The sequence below is a fragment of the Klebsiella electrica genome (assembly GCF_006711645.1).
Classification (GTDB): Bacteria; Pseudomonadota; Gammaproteobacteria; order Enterobacterales; family Enterobacteriaceae; genus Klebsiella; species Klebsiella electrica.
The window spans coordinates 2,736,486-2,759,768 of the sequence record NZ_CP041247.1 but is presented as its reverse complement, the minus strand read 5'-3'; the positions used below and the strand labels follow the sequence as shown (position 1 = coordinate 2,759,768).

General features: G+C 57.3%; 20 protein-coding genes. 11 read left to right on the top strand and 9 right to left on the bottom strand.

The features are described from left to right. Positions 1 to 215: 215 nt before the first annotated feature. Positions 216 to 680 carry a GNAT family N-acetyltransferase gene (locus Electrica_RS13175; protein WP_100686405.1) on the bottom strand — a complete coding sequence of 155 codons (465 nt, stop codon included), beginning with the start codon at positions 678 to 680 and terminating at the stop codon, positions 216 to 218. Positions 681 to 1,098: 418 nt separating this feature from the next. Here Electrica_RS13175 and Electrica_RS13170 point away from each other — a divergent pair, with 418 nt between their 5' ends. Continuing rightward, complete coding sequence (locus Electrica_RS13170; protein ID WP_100686406.1) at positions 1,099 to 2,754, top strand: glucan biosynthesis protein D; 1,656 nt, start codon at positions 1,099 to 1,101, stop codon at positions 2,752 to 2,754. A gap of 58 nt (positions 2,755 to 2,812) precedes the next feature. Continuing rightward, positions 2,813 to 3,379, top strand: coding sequence for a 50S ribosomal protein L7/L12-serine acetyltransferase (gene rimL / locus Electrica_RS13165; RefSeq protein ID WP_141964669.1), 567 nt, complete (start codon positions 2,813 to 2,815; stop codon positions 3,377 to 3,379). A gap of 55 nt (positions 3,380 to 3,434) precedes the next feature. On the opposite strand, the gene ydcK is transcribed toward rimL, so the two are convergent. Continuing rightward, the gene (ydcK, locus tag Electrica_RS13160; RefSeq protein WP_141964668.1) at positions 3,435 to 4,415 is read right to left on the bottom strand and encodes a YdcK family protein; all 981 of its coding nucleotides are present in this window, start codon (positions 4,413 to 4,415) and stop codon (positions 3,435 to 3,437) included. A gap of 127 nt (positions 4,416 to 4,542) precedes the next feature. On the opposite strand from ydcK, the gene tehA reads away from it, so the two are divergent. After that, positions 4,543 to 5,547, top strand: coding sequence for a dicarboxylate transporter/tellurite-resistance protein TehA (gene tehA, locus Electrica_RS13155; RefSeq protein WP_141964667.1), 1,005 nt, complete (start codon positions 4,543 to 4,545; stop codon positions 5,545 to 5,547). Beyond that, complete coding sequence (tehB, locus tag Electrica_RS13150; RefSeq protein ID WP_141964666.1) at positions 5,544 to 6,140, top strand: tellurite resistance methyltransferase TehB; 597 nt, start codon at positions 5,544 to 5,546, stop codon at positions 6,138 to 6,140. Before tehA ends, tehB begins: the two co-directional genes overlap by 4 nt. On the opposite strand, the gene pepT is transcribed toward tehB, so the two are convergent. Further along, positions 6,137 to 7,366 (bottom strand): peptidase T, encoded by a 1,230-nt coding sequence (gene pepT, locus Electrica_RS13145; protein ID WP_131049013.1) that lies wholly within the window; start codon positions 7,364 to 7,366, stop codon positions 6,137 to 6,139. The two genes, tehB and pepT, sit on opposite strands and share 4 nt — an antisense overlap. Positions 7,367 to 7,481: 115 nt before the next feature. Here pepT and Electrica_RS13140 point away from each other — a divergent pair, with 115 nt between their 5' ends. Beyond that, complete coding sequence (locus Electrica_RS13140; protein WP_167686236.1) at positions 7,482 to 9,074, top strand: ABC transporter substrate-binding protein; 1,593 nt, start codon at positions 7,482 to 7,484, stop codon at positions 9,072 to 9,074. A gap of 817 nt (positions 9,075 to 9,891) precedes the next feature. Here Electrica_RS13140 and Electrica_RS13135 read toward each other — a convergent pair. Further along, the gene (locus Electrica_RS13135; RefSeq protein WP_100686330.1) at positions 9,892 to 10,788 is read right to left on the bottom strand and encodes a DMT family transporter; all 897 of its coding nucleotides are present in this window, start codon (positions 10,786 to 10,788) and stop codon (positions 9,892 to 9,894) included. Between the two features lie 183 nt (positions 10,789 to 10,971). On the opposite strand from Electrica_RS13135, the gene Electrica_RS13130 reads away from it, so the two are divergent. Next, complete coding sequence (locus Electrica_RS13130; protein WP_141964665.1) at positions 10,972 to 11,838, top strand: AraC family transcriptional regulator; 867 nt, start codon at positions 10,972 to 10,974, stop codon at positions 11,836 to 11,838. Here Electrica_RS13130 and Electrica_RS13125 read toward each other — a convergent pair. Then, on the bottom strand, positions 11,818 to 12,984 hold the full coding sequence (locus Electrica_RS13125; protein ID WP_141964664.1) for a benzoate/H(+) symporter BenE family transporter: 1,167 nt from the start codon (positions 12,982 to 12,984) through the stop codon (positions 11,818 to 11,820). The two genes, Electrica_RS13130 and Electrica_RS13125, sit on opposite strands and share 21 nt — an antisense overlap. A 190-nt stretch (positions 12,985 to 13,174) precedes the next feature. Here Electrica_RS13125 and Electrica_RS13120 point away from each other — a divergent pair, with 190 nt between their 5' ends. Together Electrica_RS13120 and Electrica_RS13115 are read left to right on the top strand one after the other, a co-directional pair. Further along, entirely contained in the window at positions 13,175 to 13,723 is a 549-nt protein-coding gene (locus Electrica_RS13120) for a helix-turn-helix domain-containing protein (RefSeq protein WP_141964663.1), read from the top strand. Positions 13,724 to 13,955: 232 nt separating this feature from the next. Next, complete coding sequence (locus Electrica_RS13115; RefSeq protein WP_100686326.1) at positions 13,956 to 15,920, top strand: peptidase U32 family protein; 1,965 nt, start codon at positions 13,956 to 13,958, stop codon at positions 15,918 to 15,920. 13 nt (positions 15,921 to 15,933) lie between these two features. Here the strand turns inward: Electrica_RS13115 and Electrica_RS13110 are convergent, their stop codons facing one another. The 4 genes from Electrica_RS13110 to Electrica_RS13095 all read right to left on the bottom strand — a co-directional run bounded on the left by Electrica_RS13110 (position 15,934) and on the right by Electrica_RS13095 (position 18,932). Next, on the bottom strand, positions 15,934 to 16,167 hold the full coding sequence (locus tag Electrica_RS13110) for a DUF2554 family protein (RefSeq protein WP_131049017.1): 234 nt from the start codon (positions 16,165 to 16,167) through the stop codon (positions 15,934 to 15,936). A 232-nt stretch (positions 16,168 to 16,399) separates the two neighbouring features. Then, entirely contained in the window at positions 16,400 to 16,525 is a 126-nt protein-coding gene (locus Electrica_RS13105; RefSeq protein ID WP_131049018.1) for a DUF2474 domain-containing protein, read from the bottom strand. Continuing rightward, positions 16,525 to 17,535 (bottom strand): cytochrome d ubiquinol oxidase subunit II, encoded by a 1,011-nt coding sequence (gene cydB / locus Electrica_RS13100; RefSeq protein WP_131049019.1) that lies wholly within the window; start codon positions 17,533 to 17,535, stop codon positions 16,525 to 16,527. The genes Electrica_RS13105 and cydB overlap by 1 nt, the downstream gene beginning before the upstream one ends. After that, entirely contained in the window at positions 17,535 to 18,932 is a 1,398-nt protein-coding gene (locus Electrica_RS13095; protein ID WP_141964662.1) for a cytochrome ubiquinol oxidase subunit I, read from the bottom strand. The genes cydB and Electrica_RS13095 overlap by 1 nt, the downstream gene beginning before the upstream one ends. A 453-nt stretch (positions 18,933 to 19,385) precedes the next feature. On the opposite strand from Electrica_RS13095, the gene Electrica_RS13090 reads away from it, so the two are divergent. The 3 genes from Electrica_RS13090 to Electrica_RS13080 all read left to right on the top strand — a co-directional run bounded on the left by Electrica_RS13090 (position 19,386) and on the right by Electrica_RS13080 (position 23,282). Further along, positions 19,386 to 20,798, top strand: coding sequence for an aminotransferase-like domain-containing protein (locus Electrica_RS13090; protein WP_141964661.1), 1,413 nt, complete (start codon positions 19,386 to 19,388; stop codon positions 20,796 to 20,798). A 307-nt stretch (positions 20,799 to 21,105) separates the two neighbouring features. Next, complete coding sequence (ydcS, locus tag Electrica_RS13085; protein ID WP_131049021.1) at positions 21,106 to 22,251, top strand: putative ABC transporter substrate-binding protein YdcS; 1,146 nt, start codon at positions 21,106 to 21,108, stop codon at positions 22,249 to 22,251. Between the two features lie 17 nt (positions 22,252 to 22,268). Continuing rightward, a complete protein-coding gene (locus tag Electrica_RS13080) occupies positions 22,269 to 23,282 on the top strand; it encodes an ABC transporter ATP-binding protein (RefSeq protein ID WP_141964660.1) in 1,014 nt (337 codons plus the stop codon). Position 23,283: the final 1 nt, after the last annotated feature.

Here is a 23,283-nt window from a genome sequence, read left to right as displayed (position 1 = left end):
TTACCGGACTGAAGTCGCTGACAGAGGGGAATATGATTTCCCCTCTGTTGTCGTCAGCTAAAAAGCAATCAAGGATGTCCTTGATTGACGGGGTTTTCCGCGAAGTTGTCTGTCCTCTCAGATTTGTTGTCAGGTTAAGCCTTCGATTCGCCCGCGAAGCGCCTCGTTTGCGCCAGTACATCTGAACGTTTGCGCATTCGGGCGAGCCGCTATTATTAATATGTTCCCGGTAAAACTTTTCTCAAATAAATCAATGTGACTTTGCGGGACAGTACGTCGGTTCTGATACGACGGTAACCTAAACTTTCATACAACCGTATATTGGCCTCACTTCGCGAGCCGGTAAACAGCTCACAATAACGTGATGAGGGGAAAAGGGCTTCACAAGCCAGCAGCAGTGAACGACCGATGCCTCTTTTTTGATAGTGTGGACTGACGCTGAGACGCCCGATTTCGCAGATTTCACCTTTCAGCCTGGCGCGCACCGAGGCCACCGCAACCCCCTCCAGCTCTGCCTTGAGCACCACGCTACTGGACAGCGCTTGGGTAAAATCAATAAGGGTTTCAGTTAACGGTGGGATCGCGTAGTCAGAATAGATATCCGCTTCAGCCAGGTAGGCCTCTTTCTGAATGTCGAGGAGGGTGGGGAGATCTTTCAGATTTGCTTTTGTTATATTCATGGTGTCAGGTATCACATAAAGAAATAAAATAGCAGCTGTTGTGATTATTTATTTCACTATAAAAAAGAGAACCGCTATCTGAGCTGATTAATATCAACTCTGTCCGCGATGCCGTTTATCTCTGAGGCCATATTGACTGTGGCAAATGGCCCACCGCCGGGACGACATGACAACGCCGTTCTCGCCCTGGGCGATGAGGACGACGCGGCTATATTGAGACTGCGAGCGCTGGCCTTCGGTCAGACGGCCCGGTAAAAGACAATTCAGTCTGCTCCGATGGAGAGAATTTTTTTAACGTTTTTTCTGTCGCCAACAATTGGATTATCAACCGTTTTTGTCTAGAGTGGGCGAAATTCACGGCGCATCAGTTTGTCGCGTTGCGTACCCATTGGCATAACAGAAGGATGCTTTCTCAGGCATGAATCGCAGACGTTTTCTCAAATCTTCCATGGCTGTTGCCGCCGTATGCGGAACGTCAGGGGTCGCTTCACTTTTTTCTAACGCCGCGCTTGCCGAGGAATCGGGCATTGCTGATGGGATGACGCGCCGTTTTGACTTTACCGTTTTGCAATCGATGGCCCACGATCTCTCGCGTCAGCCGTGGGGCGGCGCCCCGCGCGACCTGCCGTCAACGCTGGCCAATCTGACCCCGCAGGCCTACAACAGCATTCAGTACGATGCGGGACATTCGCTGTGGAATAATATCGATGACCGCAAGCTGGACATCCAGTTTTTCCACGTCGGTATGGGTTTTCGCCGCCGCGTGCGCATGTTCTCGCTGGATTCGCAAACCCAGCAGGCGCGGGAAATTCACTTCCGCCCGGAGCTGTTTAACTACAACAACGCCGGCGTAGACACCAGACAGCTGGTCGGGCAAACCGACCTCGGTTTTGCCGGATTCCGCGTGTTTAAAGCGCCGGAGCTGGCGCGCCGCGATATCGTCGCCTTCCTCGGCGCCAGCTACTTCCGCGCGGTGGACAGTACCTACCAGTACGGGCTCTCCGCTCGTGGTCTGGCGGTCGATACCTTTACCGATACCCCGGAAGAGTTCCCGGACTTTACCTCGTTCTGGTTCGAGACGGTTAAGCCGGGCGCGACGGTCTTTACCGTGTATGCGCTGCTCGACAGCCCGAGCGTCACCGGCGCCTATAAATTTGTCATCAACTGCCAGGAGACGCAGGTGATTATGGATGTGGAAAACCACATCTACGCCCGCAAAGATATTAAACAGCTGGGGATTGCGCCGATGACCAGTATGTTCAGCTGCGGCAACAACGAGCGCCGGATGTGCGATACCATCCACCCGCAAATTCACGACTCCGACCGTCTCGCCATGTGGCTCGGCAACGGCGAGTGGGTCTGCCGTCCGCTGAACAACCCGCAAAAACTGCAGTTCAACGCCTTCCAGGACAAGAACCCGCGCGGCTTTGGTCTGCTGCAGCTCGATCGCGATTTCAGCCATTACCAGGACATTATGGGCTGGTACAACAAGCGTCCGAGCCTGTGGGTCGAGCCGCGTAACCAGTGGGGTAAAGGGGCCGTCAGCCTGATGGAGATCCCCACCACCGGTGAGACGCTGGATAACATCGTCTGCTTCTGGCAGCCGGAAAAAGCGATCAAGGCCGGTGATGAGCTGGACTTTAGCTATCGCCTGTACTGGAGCGCGCAGCCACCGGTGCGTTCACCGCTGGCTCGGGTGATGGCCACCCGCACCGGGATGGGCGGTTTCCCGGAAGGCTGGGCGCCGGGCGAACACTACCCGGACAAATGGGCGCGCCGTTTTGCCATTGATTTCGTCGGCGGGGACCTGAAGGCCGCTGCGCCAAAAGGCATCGAACCGGTGATTACCCTGTCTAACGGCGAAGCGAAGCAAATAGAGATTCTGTACGTTGAACCATTCGACGGCTATCGTATCCAGTTTGACTGGTACCCGACCAACGATTCCACCGACCCGGTGGAGATGCGCATGTTCCTGCGCTGCCAGGGCAATGCCATCAGTGAGACCTGGCTGTACCAGTATTTCCCGCCGGCTCCGGATAAACGTAACTACGTTGATGACCGGGTCATGAAGTAACCGTCGCGGTTGCCCGTCCGCATGCCGTGGACGGGTTTACCCGCAGTGAGAGATAGCCATGTCCGCAGAAAATATCCCCGTTCCTGAAATCATCCCGGTGACCGACCAGCTGACGCTACGCGCAGTGGACGAGCGCTATGTGACCGACTTACACCTGCTGGTGGAAAAGAATAAACTCTGGCTACAGCACTCGCTTAGCTGGCCCGCCGCGGTCGACAGCGAAGGTGAAACCCGTCGCCATGTACAGGGGAACGTCATGCTGCACCAGCGCGGCTACGCCAAAATGTTTTTCCTGTTTTGGCGCGATGAGATGGTGGGCGTGCTGTCGTTCAACCAGATTGAACCGCTGAATAAAACCGGCTACATCGGCTACTGGATTGATGAGGATCACCAGGGGCAAGGGCTGCTTTCCCAGGCGCTGCAGGCGTTTATGCATTACTACGCCCGCCGCGGCGAAGTCCGGCGTTTTGTTATCAAATGCCGGGTGGCTAACCACAAGAGCAATCAGGTGGCGCTGCGCAATGGCTTTACTCTTGAAGGTTGTCTGCAGCAGGCCGAGTATCTGAACGGCGCGTATGACGATCAGAATATCTACGGACGGATTATCGATAGCCCCACGGCCTGATGATTTGGTTTCCCGGCCCGGCCCGGCGCGCGGCACTTTAGCTAGCCAGCAAGGGCTACAGCGACCCCAGCAGCGGCGTGCGGGTAATATGCTGCGCGCCGTTGATCACTTTGCGGCCGCGCAGATGAATCGCCTCGCCGTTAAGCGCTTCAATCCGCGCGTCGTCGGTAATTTCAATCTGATGTTCGATCACCACATCGCCGCTGATGTGGGCATTCCCCTGCACCAGTACGTCGTCGTCCAGCAGAACAGGGCCGCCGCACAGCCGCGCGTGGCCGCCGATCAGCACCCGATGTTTGAGCACGCAGTTGCCCTCGACCACGGCATTCTCTGCCACCTGCGCGCTGTAGCGTAGCGTCGGTATCGCATCCTCCGCGCGTCCGGCGATAAGGCGCGCATGGTCGTAGACTCTGGCGTTATCGCAGACCCAGACATCGTTCTCTTCGTTACCTTCCAGCCGCGCATAGTCAAAGATTTCCGCCCGGTGCTCCACAAAGGCGTGGTCCACGAAGGCATCACCGTAAATCTGCGCCTGATGAACGATGCGCGAAGCGCTGACCGTCGCCCGCTGGTAGATTTGCAGAAACTTGTCGCGGTCGGCGGTCAGCCCCTGGGCGGCGATAATCAGGCAGTGGGGGAGAATGCGCGCCCGGTCAGCCAGACGGCAGAAGCCGCGAACGCAGGAGTCCTGAAGCGTGACGTTGTCACAGATAAGGGCGTGATGGCTGATGGTGCCGCTGTCGATCCATACATCGTCGCGGATAATAGCGGAGTGGCTGACGACGCAGGTTCCCGTCAGACGCGCGTTGCCTTCAATCCGCGCCCCGGCAAACACCGCGCTGTTGGGGTCGTAGATCCAGCAGTTGCCCGCCTGACTCAGCGCCGTTTCCTCGTCCAGCCAGCCGCCTTCGCTACCGGCCTGCACATCGGCGAAATCACGCAGGGCCACAATTTGCCGCAGATTTACGCTATGTTTAATCCCGTCTTCTTCATAGTGAAACGGGCGAACCTTGTCGCTCAGACGATATTTGTTCATCAGGACTTCTCTTATCAAGGTTTCATTTTACTTTTGGTTAACACAAACATAGCAAAAATCTCCGTAGCGCGTTGCATAAGGTTCTTTTAAAATGCAACTTAAAGATAAATTGAAAAAAATAAATAAAATGAATAAAAACCCGCTCGAACGGCAGGTCCTGAATTTACCTGCGGGCTATTTTGGCATGGTGCTGGGCACCATCGGCATGGGCTTCGCGTGGCGCTATGCCAGCACCCTCTGGCCGGTGAGTCGGGCTATCGGCGATGGTCTGGTGGCGCTGGCGACGATGATTTGGGCGCTGCTGACGATAGCGTTTATCTCCCGGGTGATTCGCTTTCCGGGGAGTGTGCTGCGGGAGATGCGCCACCCGGTGGCCAGCAGTTTTGTCAGCCTGTTTCCCGCCACCACGATGCTGGTGGCTATCGGTTTCGTGCCGTGGTTTCGTCCGCTCTCGCTGCTGCTGTTCGGCATTGGCGTGGTACTCCAGTTGAGCTATTCCGCCTGGCAGAGCGCCGGATTATGGCGCGGCACACACCCGGGTGACGCCACCACGCCGGGACTCTATTTACCGACGGTGGCAAACAACTTCATCAGCGCGATGGTCTGCGGGGCGCTCGGCTTTAACGACGCCGGGCTGGTGTTTCTCGGCGCCGGGATCTTCTCGTGGTTGAGCCTGGAGCCGGTGATTCTGCAACGACTGCGCAGCCATGGCGAGCTGCCCGCCGCGATGCGGACCTCGCTGGGTATCCAGCTGGCGCCGGCGCTGGTGGCCTGTAGCGCCTGGCTCAGCGTTAACGGCGCAGAGGCGGATACCTTCGCCAAACTGCTGTTTGGCTACGGACTCCTGCAACTGCTGTTTATGCTCCGTCTGATGCCGTGGTATCTCCGGCAGCCGTTCAATGCCTCCTTCTGGAGCTTTTCATTTGGTATTTCCGCACTGGCCAGCACCGGGCTGCATCTTGGATACAGCCAGCCGAACGGCTTTTTCCATTACTTATCAATCCCGTTGTTTATCTTTACCAATCTGATTATTGGCCTGCTGTTGCTACGCACGTTTCTGCTGCTGATGCGGGGGAAATTACTGATCCGCGTCGACCGGGCCACATTATTCAACACTAAGGACTCACCATGACTATCCGTGACGAAAACTATTTTACTGATAAATACGGACTGACCCGTACCCACTCGGAAGTGCTCTATGCCGCGACCCAGGTGCCGCCGGGAACGGCGCTGGATCTGGGGTGTGGCAACGGGCGCAATAGCCTCTATCTGGCGGCGAACGGCTTTGAGGTGACGGCGTGGGATAAAAACCCGATGAGCATCAAGAATCTGGAGAACATTCGCGCGCAGGAAAATCTGACCAATCTCCAGGCGGCGGTCAAGGATCTGAATAGCTTAAGCTTCGACGGTGAATATGACTTTATTCTCTCCACCGTGGTGCTGATGTTCCTTGAAGCGAAAACCATTCCGGGACTCATCGCCAATATGCAGCGTTGTACCAGACCGGGCGGCTACAACCTGATCGTGGCGGCGATGGACACCGACGATTATCCCTGCACCGTAGGGTTCCCGTTTGCCTTTAAACCTGAGGAACTGCGGCGCTACTACGCCGGCTGGTCGTTCCTCAGGTACAACGAAGAGGTGGGCGAACTGCATCGCACCGATGCCAACGGCAACCGTATCAAACTGCGTTTTGCCACCATGCTGGCGCAAAAACCGGCTTAACGGGCCGCCAGCAGACAGAGTTGTAACGCGGTATGGTACGACGCTTCAAAGGCGCGCAATGGCAAAAACTCAAATTTCGAGTGGAAGTTATGCGCGCCGGTGAAGAAGTTGGGCGTCAGCAGGCCTTTTGCCGAGAGCGCCGCACCATCGGTACCGCCGCGCATCGGCGTCGGCTTCGGCGTCACGCCAATGCTTTCCATGGCTTCGAACATCAGGTCAATGGCCCGCCGATCGTCGCCGATGGCATTGCTGATGTTGCTGTAGGTGTCGCTAAGCGAAAACTCGACGCTGGCCGTCGGGTATTGCGCGGCAATTTTTTCGGCGACGTCGCCAATCTGCCGTTTACGGCGTAAAAAACTCTCGCTGTCGAAATCACGAATGCTGGCCTGCAGCAGAGCGCTGTTTTGATCGCCCTGAATGCCATTGAACCAGACGTAACCTTCGCGTCCGGCGGTGTGTTCCGGCGTCTGCAGGCGATCGAAATGGCTGATGTAATCCGCGGCCATCAGCAGCGGATTGACCAGTACGCCTTTGGCGGACATTGGATGAGCGGTCACGCCGGTGAAGCGAATCTCCGCCGCCGCGGCATTAAAGTTCTCATACACGATCTCGCCGAGTTCGCAGCAGTCGATAGTCCAGGCGAAATCGACGGCAAAACGGCTGAGATCCAGCGCTTTTGCCCCCCGCAGGCCTACCTCTTCATCCGGTACAAAGGCCACTACGATATCGCCGTGGCGCTGTTCCGGCGTCAGGTTTTCCAGCACCGTCATCACCACCGTGACCGCCGATTTGTTGTCGGCGCCGAGCACGCTGGTGCCATCGCTGAAGATAATTTCTTCGTCCCGGTAGGCGAGAATCTCGGGATGCTCGGCGACCCGCAGCCAGATCTGCTGTTCACGATTCAGACACAGATCATCGCCGGTAAAACGCAAAATTTGCGGATGAATGTCCGGGGACAGCCCGACGTCCACAGTGTCGATGTGGGTGATAAAGCCAATCCGCGGCGCGCCTGGAACGTTACCTCTTTTTACCGCGGTGACGGTGGCGTGGTCATCAATCACAATATCGTCCAGTCCGAGACGGCGTAGCTCGTCGGCAAGCTCGCGGGCCATCTCGTGTTGCCCCGGCGTGGTTGGCAGCGTGGTGGCGCGCGGGTCGCTCTGGCTGCTGATGGCGAGATAGCGGAAGAAGCGCTGGGTCAATTGACTGGCGAGTGGAGATGGCATAGTGATTCCTTCTTTATTTATTCTTTCAGGTGTTTGCAATCTGGCTTTAGTGTTATGTATGGACAGGAAAACAACAAGCTATTCATTAGCTGACAAATTAAAAAAGGAAAACGTTATGCAACGCAAACTCACCACGCTTGCTCTGACAATAACGGCGCTCACGTTTGGTTCCGCCGTGAGCGCAAAAACGCTGGTTTACTGCTCCGAAGGATCGCCGGAGAATTTCAATCCTCAACTCTATACCTCGGGTACCAGCGTGGACGCCAGCGCGGTACCCGTTTATAACCGGCTGGTTGATTTTAAGGTGGGCACCACCGAACTGCAGCCGAGCCTCGCCGAAAGCTGGGAGGTGAGCGATGACGGAAAAGTGTATACCTTCCATCTACGCAAAGGCGTGAAGTTTCAAAGTAATAAATATTTCACCCCCACCCGCGATTTTAATGCCGATGATGTGATTTTCTCCTTTATGCGGCAAAAAGATCCGCAGCATCCTTATCACAACGTCTCTGGCGGTAGCTACTCTAACTTTGAAAGTCTGGAGTTTGGCCAGTTAATTACCGCGATTGATAAGCCTGATGAATATACGGTGCGCTTTACGTTGGCCCGCGCCGAAGCGCCGTTTGTCGCGGACCTGGCGTGGTATTTCGCCTCCATTTTATCGGCGGAATATGCGGAGGCGATGCTCAAAGCCGGGACCCCGCAGCGCGTCGATTCCGACCCGCTTGGCACCGGCCCCTATAAGCTGGCGCAATATCAGAAAGATTCGCGCATTCTTTATACCGCCTTCCCGGACTACTGGCAGGGGAAAGCAAAAATCGATCGTCTGGTTTTTAGCATTACCCCGGACGCTTCGGTGCGCTATGCCAAACTGGAAAAGAATGAATGCCAGGTGATGCCGTTCCCTAATCCGGCCGATTTACCGAGGATGAAGGAAAATAAAAACATTACGCTGCTGAGCAAGGCGGGGCTGAATACCGGGTTCCTTGCCTTTAATACGCAAAAACCGCCGCTGGATAATGTTAAAGTTCGTCAGGCTCTGGCGATGGCGATTAATAAACCGGCGATTATTGAGGCGGTATTCCACGGTACCGGCACGCAGGCGAAAAATCTGCTGCCGCCGGGAGTATGGAGCGCCGACGCGGAGCTGAAAGATTATGACTACGACCCGCAAAAGGCCAAAGCGCTGCTGCAGGAGGCGGGCATTAGCGGCCCGCTAACCATCGATCTGTGGGCGATGCCGGTGCAGCGTCCTTATAACCCGAACGCCAAACGGATGGCCGAGATGATTCAGGCTGACTGGGCCAAAATTGGCGTGCAGACCAAAATCACCACCTATGAGTGGGGTGAATATCTGAAGCGGGTAAAAGAGGGCGAACATCAGGCGGCGCTGATGGGCTGGACCACTGCGACCGGCGACCCGGACAACTTCTTCGGGCCGTTATTTACCTGTCAGTCGGCGAACGGCGGTTCTAACTCGGCGAAATGGTGCTATCAGCCATTTGATAAAATTATCGCCGAGGCAAAATCGATTACCGATCGCCCAAAACGCGAAGCGCTGTATAAACAGGCGCAGCAGATGATGCATGACCAAATGCCGGCGGTGATGATTGCCCATTCGACGATTTTCGAACCGGTCCGCAAAGAGGTTTCTGGCTACGAAATTGATCCTTTTGGTAAGCATATTTTCTATCAGGTCGATATAAAATAAACAGCAAATGTAAATCCGCCCGGGGGGCGGATTTATTCTTTCCTGCGTTTGCCATTCCTTTTTTTGCCGCAAAGCTTACCCCGGTATTTTGCTATAAATCGCGCCGACAACTGCATTTACAGGGATTCACTCAGGGGATTGTCAACGGAGTAAGCCTGTCAAATTGCCCGACGGCGCTGCGCTTGTACGGGCCTACAGAGTTTGTGCAAATCTTCGAGGTGACAGGTTTTGTAGGCCGGGTCAGGCGTTAGCTACCACCTGGCAAAACGCGGGCGCCATATGCAAAACGGGCTTGCCATGATGCTCAGGCGGGCACCATATGCAAAACCGGCCTGTCATGGTTCTCAGGTGCGCTTCAGGAGAGCCCCCTGGATGGTCAACGGAGCACGCCTGTTAAATTGCCCGACGGCGCTTCGCTTGTACGGGCCTACAGAGTTTGTGCAAATCTTTGAGGTGACGGGTTTTGTAGGCCGGGTCAGGCGCAGCCGCCACCCGGCAAAACGCGGGCGCCATATGCAAAACCGGCCTGTCATGGTTCTCAGACGCGCTTCAGGAGAGCCCCCTGGATGGTCAACGGAGCGCGCCTGTTAAATTGCCCGACGGCGCTGCGCTTGTGCGGGCCTACAGGGCTTGTGCAAATCTTTAAGGTGACGGGTTTTGTAGGCCGGGTCAGGCGCAGCCGCCACCCGGCAAAACGCGGACGCCATATGCAAAACGGGCTTGCCATGATGCTCAGGCGGGCACCATATGCAAAACGGGATTGCCGTGAGGCACAGGCGCCCTGCTGGAGGGCGCTTTTTATGCCAGCAGGCAGGGTCTAAGCCAGTCTGCGGCGCAGGAACCACTGCTCGGGGCGGGCAAACATCACCAGATTACCCACCAGAATCAGCATCAGCCCGATAACCGCGTTGCTGTGCCAGACGTAGCCTTCGTAAAACGTTGAAATCGTCAGGGCCACCAGCGGGAACAGCAGGGTACTGTAGGCGGCTTTGCCGGCGCCGATCCGCCCAACCAGCGTAAAGTAAGCGCCGAACGCAATCACCGATCCGAACAGCGCCAGGTACAACAGCGCGCCCATATAGCTTAGCGTCCACTGGGGAGTGAAATCATCGCCGCGCACCAGAGCGATAGCCCCCATGACCAGGGTACCGTAGAGCATCGCCCAGCTGTTGGTGGTCAGGGTTTCCAGGCCACGGCGCTGGTGGCGCATACTGAGCATATTGCCGAGGGAAAAACCGTAGGTTCCCAGCGCGCTGAGGCCAATCCCCCACAGCAGGGACGCGTTGAGCCCGTTGCTGAGCAAATCGTCCCAGAACAGCGTGATGATTCCCACAAGGCCGAGCGCGGCGGCAAGCCAGAAACGAGCGGGCGGCTGCTGACGGAAGAAAATAAACCCGTTGACGGCGTTAAACAGAACCGCCATGGAAAAAATAACCGATTCGAGGCCGGTATTAATGTACGCGGCAGCGGTATAAAAGCACCAGAAGTTGAAACAGAAGACGCAGCAGCCCTGTAGCACACAGAACAGATGATCGCGCAGCGCCAGCGGACGCAGACGACGAGTTGCCAGCAGAATCGCCAGCATCGTGACGCTGGCTACCGCAAAACGCCAGAAAATGGAGACCGGCGCGGAGACCGGCCCCTGTTGTAAAAAGATGGCAATCCACGTCGTGCCCCAGATAACAACCACCAGTCCGTACAGTATTGCGTTCAAAACATGTCTCCCATAAGTACACCAGGGAGGCAGTGTGGCGGTTTTTGCGCGCCGTCGCTGTCATCCATGCGGTCTGGACTTGCAAATTCTTGCGCTTATTTTTGCCGAACGGCCGGAGAGATCTGGTATCCGCGGTCGACTCTTCATAGACTAGGGGCTCGCGAAATCAGATGTGTGAAGGTTATGGCATACGGGACGTTCGAAATATTACGCCGACAAAAAGCTGTCCTGCGGGAGACGGTGGAGCTCAACTCCGGTATTCAACTGGCGGCGTGGTATAACAATCGCGATACGGTTACGGTGCGCAGCGACCATCATACGCTGAGTCTGTACGTTGCCGATGGTTACGAAAGTTACCAGAAAACGCCGCAGGGCTGGAAAAACGGCGGCGGCCCGGATCGTTTTTGCCTGATGCCAAAAGGGGCGGAGAGCACCTGGGATATTCGCGGCGACCTCTCGTTCGTACACCTGTACTGTACCGACCAACATCTACGTCGGGTCGGCGAGCAGATCTGGGACCGCAGCCCGGCGTCATTTAGCCTGCAGGAACAGACCTTTTCCCGGGATGATAAAATCACCGCCGTCTATCGCCAGTTTCTGCTCGATTGCGACTGGCAGCAGCAGGCCAACCAGCTGACGCTAAGCTCCGCCAGCACGCTGCTGCTGACCCACCTTATTCAGCACTATTCGAACGTTCAGTGGCGTTTACCCACGGTCTCCGGCGGCCTGGCGCCGCACGTTCTGCGCAATCTGCTGGCGTGGATTGAGGAGCATCTGGATCAGCCGCTGACGCTGGCGGATCTGGCGCAGGAGGCGGCGCTCAGCGAATATCACTTCGCGCGGATGTTCCGACAGTCAATGAACATGGCGCCGCACCAGTATGTGATGCAGCGGCGGATGGTTAAGGCGCAGGCGCTTATCTGCCACAGCGCCCGGTCATTGACCGATATCGCGATGGCCTGCGGTTTCAGCTCCGCCAGCCATTTCAGCAACCGGGTGAAAAGCGTCACCGGCCTGACGCCCTCACAATTACGCGCGGCGCAGCGCTGACAGCAGGGCGAAACTCACCCCGCCGAGCGCCAGTCCCCAGAAGGCCGAGCCGATCCCCGCCAGGGTCACGCCGCTGGCGGTGACCAGAAACGTCACCACCGCCGCGTCGCGCTCATTCTCCTGATTCAGCGCCTGAGACAGACTTCCGCCAAGCGTCCCGAGCAGCGCTAGCCCGGCCAGCATCTGAATCCACGCCGTCGGCAGGGCGGACATCAACGACGTAATCGATCCGCCGAACAGGCCGGCCAGCAGATAAAAACCGCCCGCGGCGGCGGCGGCCAGCCAACGTCGCTGCGGGTCAGGATGGGCCTCCGGACTTTGGCAAATTGCGGCGGTAATGGCGGCAATACAGATCGAATAAACGCCAAAAGGTGACAGTACCAGCGCCAGACCCGCGGTAGCGACAATCAGCGGCGACACGGGCACCCGGTAGCCGGAAGCCTGCATGGTGGCGAATCCGGGGGCGTTTTGCGAGGCCATGGTGACCAGGAAGAAGGGGACGCCGACGCTGAGCAACAGCGAAGGGGTAAACTGCGGCGCGATATATTCCGGGGCGACAAAAGCGAGGCTGATGTGCGTCCCGACGACATCGCCGGAGAACACGGCGATGGCGCCGCCGACCAGCAGCGCTGCCACCACCGCAAAGCGCGGGTACAGCGCTTTACACAGCAGCCAGGCTGCCAGCATCCCGCCGCACAGCAGCAGATGGCCTTCAAGGGTGGCGAAGGCCTGCAGACCGAAGCGCAGTAAAATCCCTGCCAGCATGGCGGCTGCGAGCGAGTGGGGGATGATTTTCATCAGCCGGGCAAAAAGGCCGGTCAGCCCGCATAGCACCATTAAGCCATTCGCAAAGATAAACACGCCGATCGCCTGGTGCAGCGTCACCCCCTGTAATCCGCTGACCAGCAGCGCCGCGCCGGGGGTCGACCAGGCGGTGAGGATCGGCACTTTGCGCCAGAGAGTGAGGGCCAGTGTGCTGACCCCCATTCCCAGCCCGAGAGCCGTCATCCAGCCAGCTATCTGACTCGCGCTGGCGCCAGCGCTGGCGGCGGCTTGCCAGATAATGGCGGCCGAACTGGCGTAGCCCACCAGAACGGCGATAAACCCGGCGAGCAACGTCGGCAGCGGGAGTGAGAATGAGCGCATAGTGACCTCTTGTGCGTTATAGCGTCCGGTAAAATGTAGCACTGTGCGCTATAGCGCACAACCATCTTTCCCCGCTTTGCATGTCGCCGTCAACATCGTCCCGGACGTTCCCGGCGCGTTTCCCGACTAAACTCCCTGTAGAATCATACCAATGCGCGTATAATTTCCGCTGAGCATATCAGGAGGTGGAATGAATATTGCGCAACATCTGGCGACGACCCTGAAAACGCTGCGTCAACAGCGCGGCTGGAGCCTGTCGCGACTGGCGGAAGAAACCGGGGTATCAAAAGCGATGCTCGGGCAGGTTGAACGAAATGAATCCAGCCCGACGGTGGCCACGTTATGGAAAATCGCCACCGGTCTGAACGTGCCGTTCTCGGCGTTTATCGTCACCGATGAAGCGACAGCGCCGACCGCCTTTGACCCGCAGCAGCAGGCGATGGTGGTGACGCCCGTTTTCCCGTGGGACCCGGAACTGCGTTTCGACCATTTTTCGATTACTCTTGCCCCCGGCGCGCTCAGTGAATCCACGCCGCATGAGAAAGGGGTGATTGAACATGTGGTGGTGATAAGCGGTGAGCTGGATCTGTGTCTGCAGGGGAAGTGGCTGACGCTAACGAGCGGAGAGGGGCGGCGGTTTGCCGGAGACATGGCCCATGCCTATCGTAACCGCGGCGCGCAAACGGTCCATTTTCACTCGCTGATACATTATCCCAAAGAAAAAGCCGCGGGCATTTAACCTGCGGCCAATCAAATGATTAATGTAACCACTCACAACGTGACGAGGAAAATCCGGAATACAAGATGACTGTAACTGTAGCCGTTTTGCGAAGGAAATACCTTTTCCTTCAATGCTTTGCTGGAAACTGAAAATTCACCCGTTCCGCGCGATGGAAAATGATTTCGTCTGTGCCCACTTCTGACTACAATAGCCGCCATTTCGACCCCCTATAACGGATAACGACGAGCGTATGCGCCTGCACAACCATCATCTTGAACTTCTTAGCCCCGCCCGCGATGCCGGGATCGCCCGTGAAGCGATTTTACACGGCGCAGACGCGGTTTATATCGGCGGACCGGGTTTCGGCGCACGCCACAACGCCAGCAACAGCCTCAGCGACATCGCCGGACTGGTGCCTTTCGCCCATCGCTACGGCGCGAAAATCTTTGTGACGCTGAATACGATTCTTCACGATGATGAACTGGAACCTGCGCAGCGACTGATTACCGATCTGTATGAAGCCGGCGTTGATGCGCTGATCGTGCAGGATATGGGGGTGATGGAGCTGGATATTCCGCCTGTTGAACTTCACGCCAGCACCCAGTGCGACATTCGCAGCGTCGAGAAGGCAAAATTCCTCTCCGACGTCGGCTTTAGCCAAATCGTGCTGGCGCGCGAGCTGAACCTGCAACAGATTAAAGCGATTTACGACAATACCGACGCGACGATCGAGTTCTTTATTCATGGCGCCCTGTGCGTGGCCTATTCCGGGCAGTGCAATATCTCCCACGCCCAGACCGGGCGCAGCGCCAACCGCGGCGACTGCTCCCAGGCGTGCCGTTTGCCGTATACCCTGAAAGATGACCAGGGCCGGGTGGTGGCGTACGAGAAGCATCTGCTGTCGATGAAGGATAATGACCAGACGGCAAACCTGGCCCAACTGATTGACGCCGGGGTGCGCTCCTTCAAAATTGAAGGTCGCTATAAAGATATGAGCTATGTGAAGAACATCACCGCGCACTATCGGCAGATGCTCGATGCGATTATTGAAGATCGTGGCGATCTGAGGCGTTCGTCCGCCGGGCGCACCGAACACTTTTTCGTTCCCTCCACCGATAAAACCTTCCATCGCGGCAGCACCGACTACTTTGTCAATGCCCGCAAAGGCGACATCGGCGCGTTCGATTCGCCGAAATTTATCGGCCTGCCGGTGGGCGAAGTGCTGAAAGTGGCTAAAGACCACCTCGATGTCGAAGTGAGCGAGGCGCTGACCAATGGCGATGGCCTCAACGTGATGATTAAGCGCGAAATCGTCGGGTTCCGCGCCAATACGGTGGAAAAAACCGGCGAAAATCGCTATCGCGTCTGGCCGAACGAGATGCCGGCAGACCTGCATAAAGTCCGCCCGCACCAGGTGCTGAACCGTAACCTCGACCATAACTGGCAGCAGGCTTTGCAAAAGACCTCCAGCGAGCGGCGGATTGCGGTGGACATCGAACTCAGCGGCTGGCAGGAACAGCTGGTGCTGACGATGACCTGCGAAGATGGTGTCAGCGTCACCCACACCCTCGACGGCGAGTTTGCCGAAGCGACCCACGCGGAGAAAGCGCTGGCGAACCTGCGGGACGGCGTGGCGAAGCTGGGGCAAACTATCTATTTTGCCCGCGATGTGCGGATCAATCTCCCCGGCGCGCTGTTTGTGCCCAATAGCCTGCTCAATCAGCTGCGTCGGGAAACGGCAGAACGGCTGGACGAGGCGCGGGTGAATGCCGCGCCGCGCGGCCAGCGTAAAGCGGTTTCCGTCCCGCCGCCGGTTTATCCCGAAACCCATTTATCGTTCCTTGCTAACGTCTATAACCATAAGGCGCGTGCGTTTTACCAGCGCTATGGCGTCAAGCTCATTGATGCGGCCTATGAAGCGCATCAAGAGAAGGGCGATGTGCCGGTGATGATCACCAAGCACTGCCTGCGTTTTGCCTTCAATTTATGCCCGAAACAGGCCAAGGGCTCGATTAAGAGCTGGAAAGCGACGCCGATGCAGCTCATTCACGGTGATGAAGTGCTGACGCTGAAATTCGACTGTCGTCCGTGCGAAATGCACGTCATCGGCAAGATGAAAAATCATATTTTGAAAATGCCGCTTCCGGGGAGCATCGTCGCCTCGGTCAGCCCGGATGAGCTGTTAAAAACCCTGCCGAAGCGGAAAGGCGCCTGATCGACGGCAGACGCTACAGGCGGAAGTGCATTTTCGGTTTGCGCGCATTCTGCCAGTGGTGACGCTCGCGCAGATCGGCGGCGGCCTCGTCCCGCTGGCTGCGCAGTTCATCACTATCGGCCTCGTGCAGCAGCTGCTGTTCGAGGCTTTGTACCGGGAAGTAGTCATGTCCTTGCTTGCGGGCCAGCAAATGGCCGGAAAATAACGCACACATCAGCACCAATGCCGAAACGCATCTCCTGAGCATATCTATTTCCAGTGACAGACGAGTGGGGCTACTATGCCCTGAATTTCTTGAGCTTTATTATCGGGTTATCAAAGAAGAGCAAAGTCTGCGTCAGTTGTTGCTGACGAAAGGCGAAAAAAAGCCCGATGCGATGAACGCGTCGGGCCTGAGAGCGATGATGGATACTGTCAGCCACTCAACATGGTGATAACCCGGAGTGCCTGGGTATCAGCGTTATCCTGAGCGCTGCGGATTAAACTTTCAGCCCCGCCGCGGTCATTAAAAAGCGAAAGAGCATACTGACTGCGCCCAGCGCCAGCACGCTGGCACCCCATAGTGTGACCATCCATAATAATTGCTTCAGTCGTGACTGATTCATCAATGATACCCCTCACCATGTTGGACTTTGCCGCGGAACACGTAGTAGCTCCAGAAGGTATAGCCCAGGATCACCGGAATAATGAGCAGGGCGCCCACCAGCATAAACCCCTGGCTCTGCGGCGGTGCGGCGGCCTGCCACAGCGTAATACCCGGTGGAATAATGTGCGGCCAGATACTGATCCCCAGACCGCTGAAACCGAGGAACACCAGGCCCAGCGTCAGAATAAAGGGCAGCGCGTGACGCTCAGGGTTGTGCAGATCCCGCCACAGCCAGACGCCGATCGCCACAACCAGCAGGGGAACCGGCAGCAGGAAAAAGAGGTTCGGCAGAGTGAACCAGCGGTCGGCGATGGCCGGTTGCGCCAGCGGCGTCCACAGGCTGATGACGGCGATGGTGACCAGCAGCGCCAGCAGCAGCGTCCGCGAGGTATGACGCATTTTTTCCTGTAGCGGATTTCCGCTCTTCATCACCAGCCAGGTGGCTCCCAGCAGCGCATAGGCGATGGTCAACCCCAGACCGCAGAACAGGGTGAACGGCGTCAGCCAGTCGAGCATGCCGCCGCTGAACGTGCGGCCGCTCACCGGGAAGCCGTTAATGACCGCCCCGACAACCACCCCCTGGGAGAAGGTGGCCAGCAGCGAACCGCAGAGGAATGCGCGATCCCAGAACGGACGATGTGACGGCGTTGCCTGGAAGCGAAACTCAAACGCCACGCCGCGAAAAATCAGGCCGATTAACATTAACGTCAGCGGGATCGCCAGCGCATCGATAATCACCGCATAGGCGAGGGGAAACGCGCCGAACAGCCCGGCGCCGCCAAGCACCAGCCAGGTTTCGTTGCCGTCCCAGACCGGCGCCACGCTGTTAACCATGACGTCGCGGTCTTGCGCATCGCGGGTGGTCGAGAACAAAATGCCGATCCCTAAATCGAAGCCATCCATCACGATGTACATCAGGGTGGCGAAGACGATAATGACGAACCAGATAACTGAGAGATCGATCCCCATTAGTGGGACTCCTTATGCTGAAAACCTTCTGTTGCCGCGGAGAGCGGGCGGGCCGGGGTACCGGATACCGGTGGATTGAAGGTCTGTGGTCCTTTGCGGATCAGGCGCAGCATATAGCTGTAGCCGACGCCAAATACCGAGCTATAGACGACGAAGAAAATCAGCAGACTGATGGTCATATGCATGTCGCCGTGGGCGGAGACGGCATCAGCAGTGCGTTGTACGCCATAGACCACCCAGGGCTGGCGGCCCACTTCGGTCGTGACCCAACCGGCGAGAATGGCAATCAGCCCGGAAGGACCCATCAACAGCGCAAAGCGCAGGAAGGGTTTCGACTGATACAGACGTTTGCGGTAGCGCAGCCACAGCGCCAGCGTACCAAGCAGGATCATCAACATGCCGAGTCCGGCCATCAGGCGAAATGACCAGAACACCACGGTGGCGTTGGGACGGTCCTGCGGCGCGAATTCCTTCAGGGCAGGAACCTGTTTGTCCAGACTATGGGTCAGGATCAGGCTGCCGAGAGCCGGGATCTCCAGTCCGTAGCGGGTGCGTTCCTGCTCCATATCCGGCCAGCCGACCAGCAGCAGGGGCGTCGGTTCGCCCGGAGGGTTTTCCCAGTGTCCCTCGATGGCGGCAATTTTCGCCGGCTGATGTTTCAGGGTGTTCAGACCGTGCATATCGCCGATCATCGCCTGAACAGGGGCAACGATAAGCGTCATCCACAGCGCCATCGAAAACATCGCGCGGATCGCCGGCGTGTTGTTACCGCGCAGCAGATGCCACGCCGCCGAGGCCCCGACAAACAGGGCGCTGCTGAGAAAAGCCGCCACCGTCATATGAAACAGACGATACGGGAACGACGGGTTGAAGATAACCGCGAACCAGTCGACGGGGACCACCTGGCCGTTAACGACTTCGAACCCCTGCGGGGTCTGCATCCAGCTGTTGGAGGCGAGGATCCAGAAGGTTGAGATGATGGTTCCCAGGGCGACCATGCAGGTGGCGAAAAAGTGCATGCCGGGGCTGACACGATTCCAGCCAAAGAGCATGACCCCGAGGAATCCCGCCTCAAGGAAGAAGGCGGTCAGGACTTCATAAGTCAGCAGCGGGCCGGTAATACTGCCGGCAAACTCGGAGAAACCGCTCCAGTTAGTGCCGAACTGGTAGGCCATCACCAGACCGGAGACGACGCCCATGCCGAAGTTAACGGCGAAAATCTTTGACCAGAAGTGGTAAAGCGAGCGCCAGACAGGATTTTTTGTCTTCAGCCACAATCCTTCCAGTACCGCCAGATAGCTGGCCAGGCCAATGGTGATGGCGGGAAAGATAATGTGGAATGAGACGGTAAAGGCGAATTGGATTCGCGCAAGGTGGAATGCATCAAGACCGAACATGCAGAACTCCGCAAGAAAATTGATTCAGCGCAATTATAGGTGCCGAATGGGTAGGGTTGCAGAGGCAGAAAGGGTGTTTTTTGTAATAACAGTTGCCTGACTGTTATGGCTTTTATCGGCTGTTAGTGAGCGATGACCTGTCGCTGTTGGTTTTCCATATAAAGCTCCGCGTCATTAAGTTGAAAGGGCCAGATTCCACGGCGCACGGCCGCGGTCGGAGAGCGCTGCCGCGCCGATTTGCGCTTCGTTACTGACATCCCACGGTGCGACAGTCGCCCCCGTCTTTATACTGCGACAGGCCGTTGCAACTGTCGATACCGACGATCGGGGGCCTGTTTTTCCGTCGCGGGTCGACAGTAGAGCGGGGCGGGCAGAGATATAACAGTTATTATAAACGGCTATTTTTTTATGGCTGATATACTATAGGCATAAACCTGAATCGCGAGACTCCTCATGAAAAAGTATCAGCAGCTTGCGCAGCAGCTGACCGAACAGATTGCGCTCGGTGTCTGGCAACCCGGCGACCGGCTGCCTTCTCTACGCGAGCAGGTGATCAGCAGCGGCATGAGCTTTATGACCGTCAGCCACGCTTACCAACTGCTGGAAAGCCAGGGGCGGATTATTGCCCGCCCGCAGTCCGGCTACTACGTGGCGCCAAAACCGGTCAGGCTTCGCCAGCCGCCACCGCCTGCGCAGGTGACGCGTGATGAATCGGTAGACATCAACACCTACATTTTTGAGGTGCTGCAGGCCAGCCGTAGGGCTGCGATGCTGCCCTTCGCCTCGGCATTCCCCGACCCGCGGCTGTTTCCGCTCCAGCAGCTTAATCGCTCGCTGGCGCAAGTGAGCAAACACGCCACCGCCATGAGCGTGATTGAGAATTTGCCGCCGGGCAATGACGATCTGCGCCACGCGATCGCCCGCCGCTACGCGCTGCAGGGGATGAATATCTCGCCGGATGAAATCGTGATTACCGCGGGGGCCCTGGAAGCGCTGAATCTCAGCCTGCAGGCGGTGACGGAACCGGGCGACTGGGTGGTGGTGGAAAATCCCTGTTTTTACGGCGCGCTGCAGGCGCTGGAAAGGCTGCGCCTGAAAGCACTGTCGGTGGCGACGGATGTCAAAGAGGGGATTGATTTAGCCGCGCTGGAGCAGGCGCTGCAGAGTTACCCGGTCAAGGCCTGCTGGCTGATGACCAATGGACAGAATCCGCTCGGCTTTACGCTTAGCGCGGAGAAAAAGGCGCAACTGGTGGATCTGCTGGCTCGCTATAACGTGGTGCTGATTGAGGATGATGTTTACAGTGAACTCTATTTTGGCCGCGAAAAACCGCTCCCCGCCAAATTCTGGGACCGGCAGGAGATGACGCTGCACTGTAGTTCGTTCTCAAAATGCCTGGTGCCTGGTTTTCGTATCGGCTGGGTCGCGGCCGGTAAACATGCTAAACGGATTCAGCAACTACAGTTAATGAGTACGCTTTCCACCAGTTCGCCGATGCAGATGGCGTTGGTCGATTACCTCTCTACCCGGCGCTATGACGCCCACCTCCGCCGCCTGCGTCGCCAGCTTGCTGAGCGTAAACAGCAGGCCTGGCAGGCGCTGCTGCGCCATCTGCCCGCTGAGGTGAAAATCCATCACAGCGACAGCGGTTACTTTTTGTGGCTCGAACTGCCGGAAGGGGCCGATGCCGGAGAGCTGAGCGCCCGGGCCTTGCGCGATAATATCAGTATTGCGCCCGGGAAGATGTTCTCTATCACCGCCAGCTGGACGTCATTTTTCCGCTTTAATACCGCGTGGGGCTGGGGAGAAAGAGAAGAGCAGGGGGTTAAACGACTCGGCGAACTTATTCGTGAGCAGCTGAGCTGAAACGCTGATTGTTTTATCTACGGCCAAACAGTCGCGGATAAAATAACTAAATAGTATTATCAAACCCGGCCGGTTAATATTTTACCGGCCCTGGTCATAGGAAATACGCATAGCCGTATCCTGCCTCTAACTCCTTGTCTATAATCCATATTGTTGTCAGGCATTCATCGATTTTTGTGGAATGCGCCCCTTGTCACAACCTGAATAAATTTCTCCAGGGGGCGTAAGTGCGCCGTCTATGGTTATTAAGGGAGATATTTTTACGGCATGGCTGCCGCTAATTTTATTGTGACAGGAGTAACACCCGATGAGCAAAAAAATTGCCCGTGGCAGCCTCTATGCGCTGGGGATGGCTATCCTGACGGCGCAGGCCGCTGAGCCGCCCGCTTCACTGGATAAAGGCGAAGGGCGGCTTGATATTATCGCCTGGCCGGGCTATATCGAGCGCGGCCAGACGGATAAAAACTATGACTGGGTGAGCCAGTTTGAAAAAGAGAGCGGATGTCAGGTGAACGTGAAAACGGCCGCCACGTCCGATGAGATGGTCAGCCTGATGGCGAAAGGCGGGTATGACCTGGTCACCGCCTCGGGTGACGCCTCGCTGCGCTTAATTATGGGCAAACGGGTGCAGCCCATTAATACGGCGCTGATCGGCAACTGGTCTACCCTCGATCCCCGCGTTGAAAAAGGCGCCTGGTTTAACGTCGGCGGTAAAGTCTACGGCACCCCGTACCAGTGGGGACCCAACCTGCTGATGTACAACACTAAAATATTCCCGACGCCGCCGGACAGCTGGAACGTGGTCTTTGTGGAGCAGAAACTCTCCGATGGTAAAAGTAATCAAGGGCGCGTCCAGGCCTACGACGGCCCTATCTATATTGCCGATGCGGCGCTGTTCGTGAAAGCAACCCAGCCGCAGCTGGGCATTACCGACCCCTACCAACTGACCGAAGCCCAGTATCAGGCGGTACTGAAGGTGCTGCGCGCGCAGCATGGGCTAATCCACCGTTACTGGCATGACACCACCGTTCAGATGAGCGACTTCAAAAACGAAGGCGTGGTGGCCTCCAGCGCCTGGCCATATCAGGCCAACGGCTTAAAAGCCGACGGCCAGCCGATAGCCACCGTCTTTCCGAAAGAGGGCGTCACCGGCTGGGCGGATACCACAATGTTACATAGCGACGCCAGACACCCGGTGTGCGCCTATAAATGGATGAACTGGTCGCTGACGCCGAAGGTACAGGGCGACGTGGCGGCGTGGTTCGGCTCGTTGCCGGTGGTACCGCAAGGCTGTAAGGCGAGTACGCTACTGGGTGACAAAGGGTGCGAAACCAATGGCTACAACGAGTTCGCTAAAATTGCATTCTGGAAAACGCCGGTGGCCGAAGGGGGGAAATATGTGCCCTATAGCCGCTGGACGCAGGACTATATCGCGATTATGGGCGGCCGGTAATCGGCCGGAGGCAGAACATGACGTACGCGGTAGAGTTTCACAATGTCTCTCGTTTCTATGGTGACGTTCGCGCGGTGGACGGCGTCAACATGGGGATCCGTGATGGCGAATTTTTCTCCATGCTGGGGCCATCCGGCTCCGGCAAAACCACCTGCCTGCGGCTGATTGCCGGATTCGAACAGCTCTCGGGCGGGGCGATTGCCATTTACGGTCACAAGGCCAGCGAGCTGCCGCCGTGGCAGCGCGATGTGAATACCGTCTTTCAGGACTATGCGCTGTTTCCGCATATGTCGATCCTCGATAACGTGGCCTACGGGCTGATGGTCAAAGGTATCGGCAAAAAGGAGCGCCATTTTCGCGCGCAGGAGGCGCTGGAAAAGGTGGCACTCGGGTTTGTGCACACCCGCAAACCGTCGCAGCTCTCCGGCGGACAGCGGCAGCGGGTGGCGATTGCCCGCGCTTTAGTGAATGAACCGCGGGTGCTGCTGCTTGATGAGCCGCTTGGCGCGCTGGACTTAAAGCTGCGCGAACAGATGCAGGTCGAGCTGAAAAAACTTCAGCAGACGCTGGGGATCACCTTTATCTTCGTCACCCACGATCAGGGCGAAGCGCTGTCGATGTCCGATCGGGTGGCGGTCTTTAATAACGGGCGTATCGAGCAGATTGATGCCCCGCACGACCTCTATCTGCGTCCGAAAACCGCGTTTGTTGCCGGGTTTGTTGGTACCGCTAACGTATTTGATAGTGAGCTTGCCGCCCGCCTGTGCGGGATGCGCGGGGTCTGGTCGCTGCGGCCGGAACATATTCGTCTCGACAGCGGTGGAGAAGTGCAGGTTCAGGGCGTGGTGCAGGCGGTCCAGTACCAGGGGGCCGCGACGCGTATCGAACTGAAGCTGGCGAATGGCGATAAGCTGCTGGTCAGCCAGGCGAACAGCGATGGCGGGATGGTATCCAGCGCGCCGCAGACCGGACAGACGGTGCTGGCTTCGTGGTCACGTTCGGCGATGGTGCCTTTGGAACAAGGGGGCTGAG